Origin of the sequence: Variovorax atrisoli 110B (assembly GCF_000382045.1) — a bacterium.
GTDB lineage: Bacteria > Pseudomonadota > Gammaproteobacteria > Burkholderiales > Burkholderiaceae_C > Variovorax > Variovorax atrisoli.
The window spans coordinates 178592-191993 of sequence record NZ_KB907452.1; the positions used below are offsets into that span (position 1 = coordinate 178592).

Consider the following 13402-nt stretch of genomic DNA (forward strand, 5'->3'; position numbering starts at 1 on the left):
CATGGCGTGCCGCACAATGCGCGTCCATGACCTTCCGGCTCCCAGCAGTCATCGCCCTCGCCCTGTCTCTGCTCCTGGCCGGCGCCGCCCGCGCGTCGACGCAGCTGAAGGACGGCGACATCGTCTTCCACACCTCGCGCTCGGCCCAGAGCCTCGCGGTGCAGCGCGCGACCGGCTCGCGCTACAGCCACATGGGCATCGTGCTGACGAGAGACGGCAAGCCCTACGTGTTCGAGGCGGTCTCCACCGTGCGCTACACGCCGCTCGCGCAATGGACGGCGCGCGGGAACGGCGGGCACTACGTGGTCAAGCGGCTGCGCAAGGCCGACACGCTGCTCACGCCGGGTGCCGTTGCAAGGCTGCGCGCCGGCACGGCCGACTTCGAAGGCCGCCCCTACGACCTGACCTTCGAATGGTCCGACCAGCGCATCTATTGCTCCGAACTCGTGTGGAAGCTCTACCAGCGCGCGCTGGGCGTGCGCATCGGCGAGCTGCAGAAGATCCGCGAATTCAACCTGAAGGACCCGGCCGTTCGCGCCAAGATGCGCGAGCGCTACGGCGACAGGGTGCCGATGGACGAGCCCGTGATCTCCCCCGCGGCGATGTTCGACTCGCCGCTGCTGGTGACGGTGGAGACGCGCTGACCGGGTCGGGCGAATCGCCCCGCACGCGCAAGCAGCGCCCAGCCGCGAGACAATTGTTTCCGTGAGCTCCCAGACCCCATCGGCACCGAAGATCCGCCGCATCGCGCACCTCGACATGGACGCCTTCTACGCGTCCGTCGAGCTGCTGCGCTACCCGCAGCTCAAGGGCAAGGCGGTGGTGATCGGCGGCGGGCGCAGGCGCGTGGACGAGGCCATCCGCAACCTGCCCGAAGGCGGCACGCTGGCCGACATTCCGGTCGAAGACTTTCCGCTGCTCAAGGACTACACCGGCCGCGGCGTGATCACCACCGCCACCTACCCCGCGCGGCAGTTCGGCGTGGGCTCGGCAATGGGGCTCATGAAGGCGGCCAAGCTGTGCCCGCAGGCGATCATCCTGCCGGTGGACTTCGACGAGTACCGCCGCTACTCGCGCGCCTTCAAGAAGATCATCCTGGAGGTCGCGCCGCTCATGGAAGACCGGGGCGTGGACGAGGTCTACATCGACTTCACCGACGTGCCCGGCGGCCAGCGCGAGGGCGGGCGCTCGCTGGCCCGGCTGCTGCAGAAGGCCATCTTCGACGCCACCGGGCTCACCTGCTCCATCGGCGTGGCGCCCAACAAGCTCATCGCCAAGATGGCGAGCGAGTTCAACAAGCCCAACGGCATCTCGATCGTCTACGAGGACGACCTGGAAAAGCTGATCTGGCCGCTGCCCTGCCGCAAGGTGAACGGCATCGGCCCCAAGGCCGACGAGAAGCTCAAGCGCTTCGGCATCGAGACCGTGGGCCAGCTCGCGGCGCGCGACCGCGACTGGCTCATCGCCAACTTCGGCAAGGCCACCGGCGCGTGGATGCACGAGGTGTCATGGGGTCGCGACGACCGCCCCGTGGTGACCGAAAGCGAGCCGGTGTCTATGAGCCGAGAGACCACCTTCGACCGCGACCTGCACGCGGTGCGCGACCGCGCCGAACTGGGCGCGATCTTCACCAGGCTGTGCGAGCAGCTGGCCGCCGACCTGCAGCGCAAGGGCTACGTGGGCAAGACCATCGGCATCAAGCTGCGCTACGACGATTTCAGGATCGCCACGCGCGACCAGACCATCGACCGCTTCACCGACGACGCCAAGACCATCCGCCAGATCGGCGGCCTGTGCCTGAAGCGCGTGCCGCTGGAGCGCCCCCTGCGCCTGCTGGGCGTGCGCGTGGGCACGCTGGCGAAGGCCGGCAGCCCCGAGGCCCTGGCGCCCGCCGCCACCGGCACGCACCGCGCGGCGGCCGAGCCGGTGGCGACCACCGCGTCGCTCTTCTGAGGGCGCGATGGCCGGACGCTGGCTGCGGCGCATCGTCTTCACCCTGCTGGGCTTCGTCGCACTCGTGGGCCTGTACGTGGCCACGGCCTGCGCACTGGTGCTCTGGCCCGCCAACGCCGAAGCGCCGAAGAATGCGGTCGCCGAAGTGCAGGCCTGGGTGCTGAGCAACGGCGTGCACACCGACTACGTGTTCCCGATCCGCTCGGCCACCGTCGACTGGCTGCAGCTCTTTCCGCTGAAGGACTTCAGGGCACCACCACCCGACGCCGAATTCATCGCCATCGGCTGGGGCGACCGCGAGTTCTACCTGAACACACCCACCTGGTCCGACCTGACCGCATCGCGCGCGCTCGCAGCCCTGGCCGGCGGCAACCGCGCGCTGCTTCACGTGAGCTACCTGCGGCGCGGCCAGATGGGGCAAGGCGCCTTCGCGCTGCCGCTCACGCAGACGCAGTACGCGCAGCTCGAAGCCTACGTGCGCGCCGCACTGCCATCGGGCCGCGCCACCCCCATCGCGGGCGCGCACTACGACAACCAGGACGCCTTCTACGAGGCCGAAGGCGGCTACAACCTCTTCGAGACCTGCAACACCTGGACCGGCCGCGGCCTGCGGCAGGCAGGCGTCACCGCGAGCCGCTGGACGCCGTTCGACTTCACGGTGACGTGGCACCTTGAGCCGGTGCGGCCCTGAACGGGCCGGCATTCGAGCTCAGGGCTTCGGCACTCCGCCCGACCACTTCGACCAGTTCGCGACGATGTGATCGACCACGCGGCTGCCCACCAGCTCGATGTTCTCCACCGTCTGGGCGAAGCCGCCGGCCGTCTCGCCCGGTGCGGGGTCGAGGTGCTGCAGCGTGGTTTCCTTCGGGTTGCCCTGGTCGAAGTTGACGGCGCCGCGCAGGCTCATCACGCGGTCGGTGCCGTGGGTGCGCTTGATGACGAGGGTGATGGCGGCGGCCTCCATCTCGGTGATGACGTAGTCGTCGGCGCCGTAGAGCTTGGCGATGTACTGCGCCTGCTTCGACATGCCGGGACCGTGGAAGAAGGTGTCGCCGGTCATGTGGGTGCCGGTGCCGACGAAGGGTGCGCGGCGCGCGGCCGCGTCGGGGTAGCGCAGGCGGTACTTGCGGGCCGATTCGGAGTCCTTCAGGGGCGTGTCGGCCGAGAGCTTCATGGCCCAGCTCACGAGATCGGGGTTGAGCTTGAAGCGGCGATATTCCTCGTAGCCCTTGCGCGGCATGAAGGTGGGCTCGCCGGGCTTGTTCTCCTCGGGCGCCCAGCGGTGGCCCAGGTCGTAGTCGACCAGCCATGTGGCCCAGCTGACCTCGCCGATGGTGCCGCGCGAGGGCGGCGTGCCGGCCACGCCCGAGATGACGTAGTAGCTCTGCGAGAAGTCGAACTGCGGGTTCAGCAGGATGGCCTGCATCGACGACGACGAGTTCACCTTGCCCATGCCGAGCACCGAGCCGCACACGCCGTCGGCGTTGCAGTACACGGGCTGCAGCGCGCCGGGCACCGTGATGGCCTGGGCGTCCTTCCAGTAGCGCTCGTACCAGTGCTGGAACTCGCCGGCGCGGTCGCCGGTGTTCTTGCCGATCTCGAACATGGCGGCGACGAAGACCTTGACCTTCACGGGCGCGGCCGCAGCAGGAGCCGTGGTCGTGGACGTGGAGGCGCAGGCGGTGAGCAGCAGCGCCGCTGCCGGCACGGCCAGCCAGCGGACGGCGAAAAGGGAAGACTTGGACGAACTCATTCTGGAACCCGGTAAGAGAGAGAAAAAAAAACTGCGGAGAAGAACGGAGGCACCGGCGCCGCAAGCGCACCCGGCGCACCGCCGGCGCCTGCGGCGTCCTACACCCGTGGATTGTCGGTGCTGGCAAAAGCAAGGTGTAACGCCACCACGCAAGCCCCATGCCGGCACCTTCCTCTTCTTCCTCCTCGACCGCCAGGCCCCCGTCCAGGCCGACGCCCATCGCCAACGGCCTGGTCTACGTGAACCCCGACATGCCCGGCATCCGCCGCCTGAAGCACGGCGACCGCTTCCGCTACCGCGACGCCCGCGGCATGTGGGTGCGCGACGCCGACGAGCTCTCGCGCATCCGCATGCTGGCCATTCCGCCGGCCTACACCCAGGTGTGGATCTGCCCGCTGCCCAACGGCCACCTGCAGGCCACCGGCATCGACGCGCGCGGCCGCAAGCAGTACCGCTACCACGCCGACTGGCGCTCGATGAAGGACGAGACCAAGTTCGAACGGCTCGAAGCCTTCGCGCTCGCGCTGCCGGGCATCCGTGCCCGCGTGGCGCGCGACCTGCGGCTGCCCCCGGGCCGCAAGGTGCCCGGCCGCGCCCAGGTGCTCGCGGCGCTGGTGCGGCTGCTCGACACCACGCTGATGCGCGTGGGCAACGAGGAATACGCGAGCAGCAACGGCTCCTTCGGCCTCACCACGCTGCGCAACCGGCATGCGACGGTGAAGGGCCAGGCGCTCAAGCTGCGCTTCCGCGGCAAGAGCGGCGTGATGCACGAGGCGCAGCTCGACGATCCGCGCGTCGCCAAGGTGGTGCGGCAATGCCAGCAGCTGCCGGGGCAGGCACTTTTCCAGTACGTCGACGAGGATGAGGAAGGCAACGGCAAGACCGGCGAGCTGCGCGGCGTCTCGTCGACCGACGTGAACGACTACCTGGCCGAAGCCGCCGGCGGCGAACGCTTCACCGCGAAGGACTTCCGCACCTGGCACGGCACGGTGCAGGCGCTGGAGCTCACCCGGCTGGCCTGCGAGCCCGGCCGCACCGCCGCCGACGGCAGCCGCTACAGCGCCAAGGACATCCTCGGTGCGGTGGCCAAGCAGCTGGGCAACACACCCGCCGTCTGCAGGAAGGCCTACGTGCACCCTGCGGTGCTGGCGCTGGGCAGCGCGCTGTCGGACGGCGATGAGGCCACCGCCGCACTGTTCGAGAAGATCGGCGGCAGCCGCACCGCAAGGCCCTCGCGAGGGCTGCATGCGGCGGAACGCCGGCTGCTGTCGTTCCTGAAGGCGCACCGGCGCGACCAGGCCCGGCAGACGCGCGAGGCCGCTCGCGAGAAGAACGGACGGACACGGCGCGAGCAGCGTCGCGCCGCGCGGCCCGTGGCCGGAAAGCAAAAGCCTCAGTTGCGGGTGGCGAGCACCAGGCGCACGCTGGTCGCATCGAGCGCCACGGCGTAGCCCAGGTCTTCCGCCAGGTTCTGCAGCGCAACCGCGTCGATGGCCAGGGCGCGCGGCGCGCGATGTGCGTCGAGCACGGCTTCGGAAGCGTCCGCTTCGCGCGGCAGCGCCACGAGGCGCAGCGCATTCGCGCCGTCGGCCTCGATGCGGATGGTGCCGGCCTCTTCGGCGCCGTCGTGCAGGTAGCCCATCGCACCCAGGAAGAGGTAGCGCAGCGCGGCCGCTGCAGGCCAGCGCTGCTCGTCGTCGGACGGGTTCAGGGACTCGTCCTTCTCGAGCGTCACGCCGTGCAGGTCGAAGGCGGCGCGCATCAGGGTCACGCACTGGGACACCAGCGCGCTGCGGGTGATGCCGTCGTCGACGGTCGCGAGCTCCCAGTCGCGCAGCGAGCGGATCGCCTCCACCAGTTCGGAAACCTGGGTGTCGATCAGCCCCACCCGCTCTTCGCAGGCCGTGGTGTCGACGGTCGGCGCGCTGATCTGCCGCTTGAGCATGAGCAGCGCCATGCGGATCACCGAGACCGGGGCGGCCATGTCGTGGCGCAGGGCGGGCAGCGCGCGCGTGAGGAGTTCGTGACGCACGCCGGCCGCGATCCAGCTGCGCGCACTCGGCGAGGATTTCATCGGGCGGCGGACACGGGCGTCGGGTTGATCATCGGCAGGGTCAAGAGCAGCTTGCCTCCAGAAACGTTCTGGTAACAAGTATGAAGTATCAGGCCCTCCCACAGGTGTAGGAGGGTGCCTACCGTGATGCCGCCTCCGCCCAGGCCCCTGCCGGCCCTTGCCGGAGCTCCGAAGCCTCCGGAACCGGATTCAGGGCTTGCCGAGGTACGCGCGCACGTCCTTCACCTGCACACCCGCCGCCGCGATGGCCGAGCGCAGCTGCGCCTCGGTCACACCGAGCGTCTGGGTCCAGTAGCGCACCTCGTGCGCCTCGTTCACGTTGATGCGGGCGCCATCCTGCGGCCCGCGCTTGTTCAGGTCATCGGCCATGGTGTTTTTCCTTTGCAGAAGGCCTTACCTTGCGAGCCGCATCGAGAGCCTTCTGGCAGACGGCGGCGCACCCGCTTGCAGGAGAAGTCCGTACGAGCCGGGTGTCAGGGCCGAGGCACGCGGCGGCCTCGGCGAAGACGCTCGCGCCCGTTCAGCCGGCCGCCGGCACGCAGCGCGCCTTCAGCTCGCGCTTGAGCAGCTTGCCGTTGGCCGTGGTGGGCATCGCATCGATCAGCTCGATGCGCGCGGGGCGCTTGTAGGGCGACAGGTTCCCGGCCAGGTGCGTGCGCAGCCCGGCCTCGTCGAGCGTCGCACCCGGCTTCAGCTCGATGAAGGCAACCACCTGCTCGTTGCCGTCGGCCTCGGGCACACCGATCACCGCGCACAGATGCACGCCCTCGAAGCGGCCGATGACCGCCTCGATCTCCGCCGGGTACACGTTGAAGCCCGAGCGGATGATCATTTCCTTCAGCCGCCCGACCACGAACAGCGCGCCGTCGTCGCCGAAGCGCCCCAGGTCGCCGCTGGCGTACCAGCCGCCGGGTCGCATCACCTGCGCGGTGGCCGCCGCGTCGCGGAAGTAGCCCAGCATCAGGCCGGGGCCGCGCAGCCAGATCTCGCCCGTGTCGCCCAGCGCCACGTCGTTGCCTTCGGGGTCGACGATGCGCGCCTCGCCGCCTTCCACCGCATGTCCGGCAGACGTATCGGCGCGTGGCGACTCGGTGCGCGTGAGAAACACCGAGCCTGCGTATTCCGACAGCCCGTAGCCGTAGTGCAGCGGCTGGCCGAAGAGCCGCTCGACACGCTGCTTGAGCGCCGGATCGAGCGGCGCCGAGCCGGTGTAGACGTAGCGCAGGTGCGGAAAGCACGGCGCCGCATGCTCGGCCTCGATGTGGGCCAGCAAGCGCGCGTACATCGTCGGCGGACCGAGCAGGTTCGACACCTGCTCGTTGGCCAGCGCGTGCAGCACGTCGGCCGGCGAGAAGCTGCCGCGCAGCACCAGCGAAGCGCCTCCGCTGAGCGCGGCCATCAGCACGGTGCCGATGCCGAAGATGTGCGTCATCGGCAGGAAGGCATAGACGCGGTCGTGCCCGCCCAGCGCGCGGATCCGCGCCGACACGCGTCCGAAGTGCAGCAGGCCGCGATGCGACACCATCACGCCCTTGGGCGTACCCGAGGTGCCGGAGGTGAAGATGATGGCGGCCGTGTCGGCCAGCGCCGCGTCGGGCTCGGTGCGTGCGTCTTCGCGAGTGCCCGAGCGCATCACGCCTTCCAGCGAAACCGGCTTGGCACCGGCCCTGCCCGCATGCTGCGCGGCAGCTTCGGAGGCTCCCGTCGTGTAGCAGCACAGCCGCGCATCCGCCCGCTCGGCAATCGCCGCGATCTCGCCCGGCGACATGCGCGCGTTCACGCCGCAAGACCACGCGCCCACGCGGCTGCAGGCCATGATGAGCGCGATGTGCGCGGCGCAGTTCTCCGCCACCAGCAGCACGCGATCGGTCGGCCGCACGCCGGCGGCCAGGAGGTCTTGCGTGGCGACGTCGACCATGGACTGGAGCTGCGCGTAGGTCGTCGTGCCGTATGGCTCGAAGAGAAAGACAGCATCGGGCGTGCTCGCCGCACGCTCTTCGAGCAGGTGATGGATCCGCCGCATCGCCTATTCCGCCTCGATGCCCTTGGAAGCGGTCGCCCACAGCTGCCGGTCGGACCTGCCCTTGGTCGCCAGCACCTCCGCCGCACCCGACCACACGTCGTAGCCCTGCTCGCGCAGCCGGCCGGCGATGTCCTCGCGCGCCAGCATCTTCTGAGCGGCGGCGTTGATGCGCGCGACCAGCGCCGGGTCGATGCGCGCCGGCCCGTACAGGCCGAACCAGCCGCCCACGTCGTAGCCCGGCAGGCCCGACTCGACCATGGTGGGCACATCGGGCAGCATGCGGTTGCGCTGGCGCGAGGTGACGGCCAGCGCACGCACCTTGCCCGTCTGGATGAAGGGCCTGGAGGTGGCGATGATGTCGAACATCATGGTCACGTTGCCGGCCATCACGTCGGCGAGCGCGGGCGCGCTGCCCTTGTACGGTACGTGGGTGAGCTGCACGCCAGCCATCTTCTCCAGCAGCGCGCCGCTCAGGTGGTTGGAGGCGCCCACGCCGGCCGATCCGTAGAACACCTTGCCCGGCCGCGCCTTCGCATAGGCCAGCAGCTCGGCCACGCTGCGCACCGGCACCTCGTTGTTGACGACCAGCACGTTGGTGTAGTCCACCAGCGGCGCGATGGGCGCGAGGTCCTTCATCGGGTCGAAGGCCATGTGGCGCTGCACGTTGGGGTTGATGGTGATCGTCGGGCTCGCACCGAAGAACAGCGTGGCACCGTCGGGCGCGGCCTTGGCCACTGCGTCGCCGCCGAGCGAGCCGCTGGCGCCGGGCCGGTTGTCCACGATCACCTGCGTGCCCAGCTCCTGGCTCAGTGCGGGCGCGAGCAGGCGCGCGGCACCGTCCACGGGACCGCCGGCCGAATAGCCGACCACGAGCTTGACGAGCGGTGGCAATGGCTGCTGCGCGAACACGCGCGAAGGCAGAGCGGCCAGCGCCGCGCTGCCCGCCAGCGCCGACACGATGTGGCGGCGCGAGAGGTCGATGGAAGTCATGAGCGTTGTCTCCTTTTTTGATCTACAAGTCAGGCTCGAAAGCCAGGCAGGACCGTTCTTTCGTGGAACACCGCGGAACCGGCTTTGCCAGGCCGCAGGTGTCGCCCCCGGCAGGGGGTTGGCGCGGCGACACGAAGTGCGCGAAGACCGGGGGCGAGCCTCATGCGGGCAAGTCCAGAACCTGCCGCGCGAGGATGTTGCGCTGTATCTCGTTGGTGCCGCCGTAGATCATTGCGGCGGTGGAGCCGATGAGCGGCGAGAGCACGTTGAAGGTCTGCCCGTCGAGCACCTGGTCGCCGGCCACGGCGCCCTGCTCCTCGCCGGCCTCGACCAGCAGCGCGCCGATGCGGTGGTAGGTCTCGCTCGCCCAGATCTTCAGCAGCGACACCGAGGCCGGCAGCGGCTTGCCCGCGCGCACGATGTTCGCGAAGCCGGTGTAGGCGGCCGAGAGGTCGAGCACGTCGAGCCGCAATGCCGCGAAGCGCTGCGCGAACACCGGGTCGGCGAAGAGACGCCGCGCCTGCGCCAGCCGCGCGAGCTGGCCCAGTGCGTACTGCGACTGCTTGGGGCTGCCCAGGAAGATGCGCTCGAAGCCCAGCAGCGCCTTCGCGATGCTCCAGCCGCCGTGCAGCCTGCCCACGAGGTTCTCGGCCGGCACGCGCACGTTGTCGAAGAACACCTCGCAGAATTCCGGCTCGCCCGCCAGCGTGTGGATCGGCCGGACGGTGATGCCCGGCGTGCGCAGGTCGCACAGCAGGAAGCTGATGCCCTCCTGCTTGCGCGCGTCCTTGTCGGTGCGCACCAGCATGAAGATGTGGTTGGCGTCCTGCGCGAGCGTGGTCCATATCTTCTGGCCGTTGACGATGAAGTGCTCGCCCTGCGCGTCGCGCGCCGGCATCGCCTCGGTGCGCAGGCCCGCGAGGTCGGAGCCGGCATTGGGCTCCGAATAACCCTGGCACCACACATGCTCGCCGCTGAGGATGCGCGGCAGGAAGCGTTGCTGCTGCTGCGGCGTGCCGTGCTGGATCAGCAGAGGCCCGATCATCACGATGCCCTGGTCGGGCGCGCGCGCCACGCCGTACTGCTCCAGCTCCTCGATCCATGCGATGAGCTTGTCCGCGGGCAGCCCCATGCCGCCGTGCGACTGCGGCCATGCCGGTGCGATCCAGCCCTGTGCCGAGAGCGTGAGGTACCACTCGCGCATCTCGCTCCAGCGCGCACGGTGCGAGAGGTAGCGCAGCTGCTGCGGATATCGCTGCTGCAGGAAGGCGCGCACCATGCGGCGGAAGTCGGCCTCGGGCATGGCGGACCAGTCGGCGGTGCGCGGAAACTCGCCGTTCCACCCGGCCACGCCGGGCGCGGCCTCCACATCGCCCGACAGCACGGCATGCCTGCGCTGATGCGCGCTCGCGTTGCCCAGCCATGCCGAGAGGCACAGCACGCGCTTGTAGAACAGGCTCAGGTCGCACTCCTGCGTGTAGCCGATGGCGCCGTGCAGCTGCACGGACGCTCGCGAGGCCTGCAGCGCGGCGGCGGTGCAGCGCGCATTGACGCGGCTGGCCTCGGCCTCGAGCCGCTGCGCCGGCAGGCCCTGCGCCGAGAGCGCCAGCACTTCGTCCAGCGTGGCCTTCGCCACTTCGAGGTGGATGAACATGTCGACGCATCGGTGCTGCAGCGCCTGGAAGCTGCCGATGGGCTTGCCGAACTGCGAGCGGGTGCGCAGGTAGGCCAGCGTCTGCGCCAGCATCGCCTGCCCCGCGCCCAGCAGTTCCGCCGACTGCAGGATCTGGCCGGCCGCGAGCGCATGGCGCAGCGCCTCCTGCGCGGCCGGGCCATCGGCGAGCACCGCATCGGCCGGCAGCACGACCTGCTCGAAGCGCAGGTTCGAAGCCTGGCTGCCATCGACCAGCGGTACCGGCGTTTCGATCACGCCTGCGGTGCCGCGCGGCACCCACAGCAGCACGGCGTCGTCGTCACCGCGCGCCGACACCAGCCAGCCGCTGGCGGCCGCGCCGGGCAGCACCATCAGCTTCTCGCCCTGAAGCAGCACGCCGCCCCCGGGTCGGGCCTCGCAGCCGCAGGCCAGCGGCACCGCGCTCAGGTCGCCCGCGCTCTCCTGCCATGCGAGCGCAGGCAGGCTGCGGCCTGCGACGAGCTCGGCGAGCAGCGCGTTCGCGCCGGGCGTGCCCAGCCGCGCCAGCAGCAGCGCGCCGAGGCCTGCCACGGCCAAGAGCGGCTCGGGTGCCGCATGCTCGCCCGCCGCGCGGAAGATCTCGGCAGCTCCGTCGAGCCCCAGCGCCAGCCCTGCGGCCGACTCGGGTGCCAGCATGCCGGTCCAGCCGAGTGCGGCGATGTCCTGCCAGCCCTCGGCCTCGTCGCCGCCGGGGCGCTCCATGCGCTCGCGCCGGCGCTGCAGGGCACGGCTGCGTTCGAAGTAGTCCAGTGCCGATTCGCGCACTGCAGCAAGTGATTCGAGGTCCATCGCCGCAGCGTGACAGAAGGCCCCGCAAAGCGGCATTTGCATTTGCCGAAGGGAGGGTTTCGCAATCAGAGAGCCGCTGCGCGCGCGTGCGGGCTAGATTCGGCCCCATGACCACCAAGATCAAGAAATCCCTGCACACGGAGCTGGGCCGCAGCACGCCCGACCGGATCACCGTGCGCGGGCGCGACCTGCCTTCGGAGATCCTCGGCCACCTCAACCTGGGCGACATGGCTTTCCTGGAGCTGACCGGGCGCATTCCCACGCCGCAGGAGTCGGTGACCTTCAACGCCATCGTCGTCACGCTGGTGGAGCACGGCGTCACGCCCAGCGCGCTGGCGGCGCGCCTCACCTATGCAGGCGCACCCGAGGCGCTGCAGGCGGCCGTGGCGGCGGGTCTGTGCGGGCTGGGCACGGTGTTCGTCGGCAGCACCGAGGGCGCCGCGAAGATGCTCTACGAGGCGATTCCCTTCGGCGAGACACCCTCCCGCCCGCTGGCAGACATGGCCAAGGACATCGTGGCCGACCACCGAGCGCGCAAGCTGATCGTGCCGGGGCTGGGCCATCCGCTGCACAAGCCCATCGACCCGCGCACGCCGCGGCTCTTCCAGATCGCGGCGGAGAACGGGCTTTCCACGCACTACGTCGCGCTGATGCAGGCGGTGCAGGAGGAAGCCGAGCGCGTGTCGGGCAAGTCGCTGCCGATCAACGCGACCGGCGCCATCGGCGCGATCGCGGCCGAGTTCGGCTTTCCCTGGAAGATCATCCGCGGCTTCGGCGTGATGGCGCGGGCCATCGGGCTGGTGGGCCACATCCTGGAAGAGATCGACGACCCGATGGCCGTCGAGATCTGGCAGCGCGTGGAGAAGGAAGCGGGCGAGCCGCGCCAGGACTGAACAGCAGCAGCAAGAACCGATGAACAACGCCAACGACAAGAACTTTCCCGACATCCGCGATGCCGTGCGCGACCTGTGCGCGCAGTTTCCCGACGCCTACTTCCGCAGGATCGACGAGGCGCGCGGCTACCCCGCCGAATTCGTCGACGCGCTCACCAGGGCCGGCTGGATGGCCGCGCTGATTCCGCAGGAGTACGGCGGCTCGGGCCTGGGTCTGACCGAGGCCTCGGTCATCATGGAAGAGATCAACCGCTGCGGCGGCAACTCGGGCGCCTGCCACGGCCAGATGTACAACATGGGCACGCTGCTGCGCCACGGCAGCGAGGCGCAGAAGCGCGCCTACCTGCCGAAGATCGCCAACGGCGAACTGCGCCTGCAGTCCATGGGCGTGACCGAGCCCACCACCGGCACCGACACGACCAAGATCAAGACGACCGCCGTGAGGAAGGGCGACCGCTACGTCATCAATGGCCAGAAGGTGTGGATCTCGCGCATCCAGCACTCCGACCTGATGATCCTGCTGGCGCGCACCACGCCGCTTTCGGAGGTGAAGAAGAAGTCGGAAGGCATGTCGATCTTCATCGTCGACCTGCGCGAGGCCATCGGCAAGGGGCTGGAAGTGCGGCCCATCCTCAACATGGTGAACCACGAGACCAACGAACTGTTCTTCGAGAACCTGGAGATCCCGGCCGAGAACCTCATCGGCGAGGAAGGCCAGGGCTTCAAGTACATCCTCGACGGGCTCAACGCAGAGCGCACGCTGATCGCGGCCGAGTGCATCGGCGACGGCTACTGGTTCATCGACCGGGTCACGAAGTACACGAAGGAGCGCGTGGTGTTCGGCAGGCCCATCGGCCAGAACCAGGGCGTGCAGTTCCCCATTGCCGAGTCGTTCATCGAGGTGGAGGCGGCCAACCTCATGCGCTACGAGGCCTGCCGCCTCTTCGACGCCCACCAGCCCTGCGGTGCGCAGGCCAACATGGCGAAGTACCTTGCGGCCAAGGCGAGCTGGGAGGCGGCCAATGCCTGCCTGCAGTTCCATGGCGGCTTCGGCTTCGCCTGCGAATACGACATCGAGCGCAAGTTCAGGGAGACGCGGCTGTACCAGGTGGCGCCGATCTCGACCAACCTCATCCTGAGCTACGTTGCCGAACACATGCTCGGCCTCCCCCGTTCGTTTTGACTAACCCCCTTGCTGGGGGCAACGCCTGCGGCCCGGCAAGGCCGGTTCCGC

General features: G+C 69.6%; 12 protein-coding genes. 6 read left to right on the forward strand and 6 right to left on the reverse strand.

Going from position 1 to position 13402, the window contains the following annotated elements:
• The first annotated feature begins 26 nt into the window (after window positions 1-26).
• The 3 genes from G369_RS0111905 to G369_RS0111915 all read left to right on the forward strand — a co-directional run bounded on the left by G369_RS0111905 (window position 27) and on the right by G369_RS0111915 (window position 2644).
• Window positions 27-644, forward strand: a complete 618-nt coding sequence (locus G369_RS0111905; protein WP_019654227.1) for a YiiX family permuted papain-like enzyme — start codon at window positions 27-29, stop codon at window positions 642-644.
• A 115-nt stretch (window positions 645-759) separates the two neighbouring features.
• Window positions 760-1953 (forward strand): DNA polymerase IV, encoded by a 1194-nt coding sequence (dinB, locus tag G369_RS0111910; protein ID WP_418151365.1) that lies wholly within the window; start codon window positions 760-762, stop codon window positions 1951-1953.
• Between the two features lie 7 nt (window positions 1954-1960).
• Window positions 1961-2644 carry a TIGR02117 family protein gene (locus tag G369_RS0111915; protein WP_019654229.1) on the forward strand — a complete coding sequence of 228 codons (684 nt, stop codon included), beginning with the start codon at window positions 1961-1963 and terminating at the stop codon, window positions 2642-2644.
• Between the two features lie 18 nt (window positions 2645-2662).
• Here G369_RS0111915 and G369_RS0111920 read toward each other — a convergent pair whose 3' ends face one another.
• A complete protein-coding gene (locus tag G369_RS0111920; RefSeq protein ID WP_019654230.1) occupies window positions 2663-3706 on the reverse strand; it encodes a purine-nucleoside phosphorylase in 1044 nt (347 codons plus the stop codon).
• A gap of 158 nt (window positions 3707-3864) precedes the next feature.
• Between G369_RS0111920 and G369_RS0111925 the strand changes: the two genes are divergently transcribed.
• Window positions 3865-5157: a DNA topoisomerase IB gene (locus tag G369_RS0111925; protein WP_019654231.1), complete on the forward strand. Its 1293-nt coding sequence runs from the start codon at window positions 3865-3867 to the stop codon at window positions 5155-5157.
• Here the strand turns inward: G369_RS0111925 and G369_RS0111930 are convergent.
• From G369_RS0111930 to G369_RS0111950, 5 genes are all read right to left on the reverse strand, one after another.
• Complete coding sequence (locus tag G369_RS0111930) at window positions 5100-5780, reverse strand: hypothetical protein (RefSeq protein ID WP_019654232.1); 681 nt, start codon at window positions 5778-5780, stop codon at window positions 5100-5102. The two genes, G369_RS0111925 and G369_RS0111930, sit on opposite strands and share 58 nt — an antisense overlap.
• Before the next feature lie 189 nt (window positions 5781-5969).
• Window positions 5970-6149, reverse strand: a complete 180-nt coding sequence (locus tag G369_RS0111935) for a DUF3606 domain-containing protein (RefSeq protein ID WP_019654233.1) — start codon at window positions 6147-6149, stop codon at window positions 5970-5972.
• A gap of 151 nt (window positions 6150-6300) precedes the next feature.
• On the reverse strand, window positions 6301-7803 hold the full coding sequence (locus G369_RS0111940; protein WP_019654234.1) for a class I adenylate-forming enzyme family protein: 1503 nt from the start codon (window positions 7801-7803) through the stop codon (window positions 6301-6303).
• 3 nt (window positions 7804-7806) lie between these two features.
• Window positions 7807-8793 (reverse strand): Bug family tripartite tricarboxylate transporter substrate binding protein, encoded by a 987-nt coding sequence (locus G369_RS0111945; RefSeq protein WP_019654235.1) that lies wholly within the window; start codon window positions 8791-8793, stop codon window positions 7807-7809.
• 160 nt (window positions 8794-8953) lie between these two features.
• The gene (locus G369_RS0111950) at window positions 8954-11275 is read right to left on the reverse strand and encodes an acyl-CoA dehydrogenase family protein (RefSeq protein ID WP_019654236.1); all 2322 of its coding nucleotides are present in this window, start codon (window positions 11273-11275) and stop codon (window positions 8954-8956) included.
• A gap of 107 nt (window positions 11276-11382) precedes the next feature.
• Between G369_RS0111950 and G369_RS0111955 the strand changes: the two genes are divergently transcribed.
• Both G369_RS0111955 and G369_RS0111960 read left to right on the forward strand, forming a co-directional pair.
• Complete coding sequence (locus tag G369_RS0111955; protein WP_019654237.1) at window positions 11383-12168, forward strand: citryl-CoA lyase; 786 nt, start codon at window positions 11383-11385, stop codon at window positions 12166-12168.
• 19 nt (window positions 12169-12187) lie between these two features.
• Window positions 12188-13351 (forward strand): acyl-CoA dehydrogenase family protein, encoded by a 1164-nt coding sequence (locus tag G369_RS0111960; protein ID WP_019654238.1) that lies wholly within the window; start codon window positions 12188-12190, stop codon window positions 13349-13351.
• Window positions 13352-13402: the final 51 nt, after the last annotated feature.

Excerpts from the sequence above, each read along its gene's own strand:
- G369_RS0111905 (WP_019654227.1), top strand. The coding sequence starts at position 27 with ATGACCTTCCGGCTCCCAGCAGTCATCGCCCTCGCCCTGTCTCTGCTC.
- dinB (WP_418151365.1), top strand. The coding sequence starts at position 760 with ATGGACGCCTTCTACGCGTCCGTCGAGCTGCTGCGCTACCCGCAGCTC.
- G369_RS0111915 (WP_019654229.1), top strand. The coding sequence starts at position 1,961 with ATGGCCGGACGCTGGCTGCGGCGCATCGTCTTCACCCTGCTGGGCTTC.
- G369_RS0111920 (WP_019654230.1), bottom strand. The coding sequence starts at position 3,706 with ATGAGTTCGTCCAAGTCTTCCCTTTTCGCCGTCCGCTGGCTGGCCGTG.
- G369_RS0111925 (WP_019654231.1), top strand. The coding sequence starts at position 3,865 with ATGCCGGCACCTTCCTCTTCTTCCTCCTCGACCGCCAGGCCCCCGTCC.
- G369_RS0111930 (WP_019654232.1), bottom strand. The coding sequence starts at position 5,780 with ATGAAATCCTCGCCGAGTGCGCGCAGCTGGATCGCGGCCGGCGTGCGT.
- G369_RS0111935 (WP_019654233.1), bottom strand. The coding sequence starts at position 6,149 with ATGGCCGATGACCTGAACAAGCGCGGGCCGCAGGATGGCGCCCGCATC.
- G369_RS0111940 (WP_019654234.1), bottom strand. The coding sequence starts at position 7,803 with ATGCGGCGGATCCATCACCTGCTCGAAGAGCGTGCGGCGAGCACGCCC.
- G369_RS0111945 (WP_019654235.1), bottom strand. The coding sequence starts at position 8,793 with ATGACTTCCATCGACCTCTCGCGCCGCCACATCGTGTCGGCGCTGGCG.
- G369_RS0111950 (WP_019654236.1), bottom strand. The coding sequence starts at position 11,275 with ATGGACCTCGAATCACTTGCTGCAGTGCGCGAATCGGCACTGGACTAC.
- G369_RS0111955 (WP_019654237.1), top strand. The coding sequence starts at position 11,383 with ATGACCACCAAGATCAAGAAATCCCTGCACACGGAGCTGGGCCGCAGC.
- G369_RS0111960 (WP_019654238.1), top strand. The coding sequence starts at position 12,188 with ATGAACAACGCCAACGACAAGAACTTTCCCGACATCCGCGATGCCGTG.